Annotated in this window: 2 protein-coding genes; both read right to left on the reverse strand. The window is 28.8% G+C overall.

Features of this window, described 5'->3' with window-relative positions:
- Nucleotides 1–153: 153 nt before the first annotated feature.
- A complete protein-coding gene (locus tag BST80_RS05090; protein WP_415746255.1) occupies nucleotides 154–789 on the reverse strand; it encodes an NAD(P)-dependent oxidoreductase in 636 nt (211 codons plus the stop codon).
- Nucleotides 790–801: 12 nt separating this feature from the next.
- Entirely contained in the window at nucleotides 802–1845 is a 1044-nt protein-coding gene (locus BST80_RS05095) for an AEC family transporter (protein WP_415746256.1), read from the reverse strand.
- Between the last annotated feature and the right edge of the window lie 242 nt (nucleotides 1846–2087).

Consider the following 2087-nt stretch of genomic DNA (forward strand, 5'->3'; position numbering starts at 1 on the left):
TAAATAATTAAATTAATACAATTTATGTTTATATTTAAAAAAAAAATGCATATATGTATCAAATTTACCATTAATTAAAATTATNATTTGCTATTAGTATCTTTTTAAAAATATTTACAATTATTTTAATAGGTTATGCAAGAAGTCTAATAATTAATATGGACAATGTAATCAAACTAAGTCTGATTCTTTAAGCAAAGTATTTAAATCAGTATATGTTAAAACTGCTTGCACACTATCATTTTCATAAATATCATATCCTAATACTTTAGCTCCCATTCCATGCCAAGCCTTTGCTGCTTCACATCCAATCCGACCAGTTCCAATAATTCCAATTGTTGAATTACGAATTTCTTTTGCAAACATAAAATCATCAACCTTAAAATTTGTTTGACGTTCATTATTAGCCATATAAAATAAATTACGTAAAAAAGCATTTCCCATTGCTACCGCTAATTTGCTAACTGCATTAGGCGAATATCCTCGTACATAAGCCATTTTAAAACCTAATTCGTGTGCTTTTGTTAAATCAATATGGTTATAACCAACTGTTCTTGTTAATAAATATTTAATCCCATATTCTTGCATTTTTAATAAATTTTCTTCATAACAATCACAATTTGCACGAACCATCACTGCTTGATGTCCTTTAACTGTGGCAATATTATCTTTTGTTAAATATTCTTCAATTAAAGTTAAATCATAACCATATTTTTCATTTAGTTTTTCAAAAAATGGTCGTTCGGTTTTCCGAACGCCATAACAAACCATTTTAATTTTTATATTCATTGTTATTTTCTCCTAATATGTAAATAATGTAGTTGCCCCAATTGCTGTCGTAATAATTACTCAGAATGGTAACGAAATAATTGAAAATAAAGTTGAAACTAATGTTAAATTACTTGCTAACATTGGTTGTTTTTTATATCCTATTGAATATGCAACAATAACAGACGCTGGTGGTGCTGCCAACATAATGACAATAACAGTCAAGCCAACTGAATCTAATTTTAATACTCCTGTTTCTTTTCCAATCACAGCAAAAATAATTGCTAAAACTAATCCAATAATTGGTGCTAGTATAACTTTCATAATCATTCCATATCAGACTTTTTTATCTTGCATTGCTTCACGCAATTTCCCTTTTGCTAAAGTCATTCCAATTGCTAACCATGCTAATGGTGTACATAATCCTTCCAATGTTTTTGTTATTTTAAATAATGGTGGAAAAGTATTATCTAATCGTAATGGTGAAAATAATCGACCACTACCAATTTTATTTTGATCAGGAACAATTTCAATTCCTGGAATTAATTGTGTTACTCAAAAGATAAATCCAATAATTGTTGCAATTAAAATTGGATTAACAAAAATTTGTTTTAAATTTGCCTTCACGGTTGCCATTTTTTTAGCTCGTATTTCGGCTCTTACTTGTGCATACCCCGTAGGATCTATTTTTGAATCGACAATTGTTTCTGCTGTTGTTTCAACTGCTGATGCTAATTGTCCTTGCACCGGTTTACTCATAACAATAAATCCTAATGAATATAAAAATACTCGATAAGGAATATTAAAGATATTAGCTTGTAATGTTGCTTGTCCGGCGTCAAATAAAGCTGTAACAACTGGAATTCCGAAGAAAGTAGTTGATGCAAAAACTGTACACATTGCTAACGTATCACGAACATCTTGCTCATATTTAATATAAAAATATTTTGCTACAATTCCTAAAATAATATAAAATAAAAATCCGATTAATAAAATTGCTGCTTGTGTTTTAACTTGTTCAACTGTTGTATCAGCCATAAAACCATCAAATGCTAAACATGGTAAACCAACAACCATGACAATTTTAATTAAGACAGCTTCTCAATTTTTTTAAAGGTTCCACGTTTTGTTAAAAACCAACCTAAAAAAATTACAAACATGGTTGCAGTAATTGCACTTCAAAAACCCCACGCTTTTAAAGTATCAAGGACTGCTGTACCAACATTCGCTTGTAAATATAAATACATTAGACTTCTTGCGTAACCTAGTCATTTTAAAATTCCTATAAAATATATTTAAAATAGAAATTATAGGAATCT

It is taken from the genome of Spiroplasma sp. Moj, from assembly GCF_016082285.1.
In the GTDB taxonomy this organism is placed as follows: Bacteria; Bacillota_I; Bacilli_A; order Mycoplasmatales; family Mycoplasmataceae; genus Spiroplasma; species Spiroplasma phoeniceum.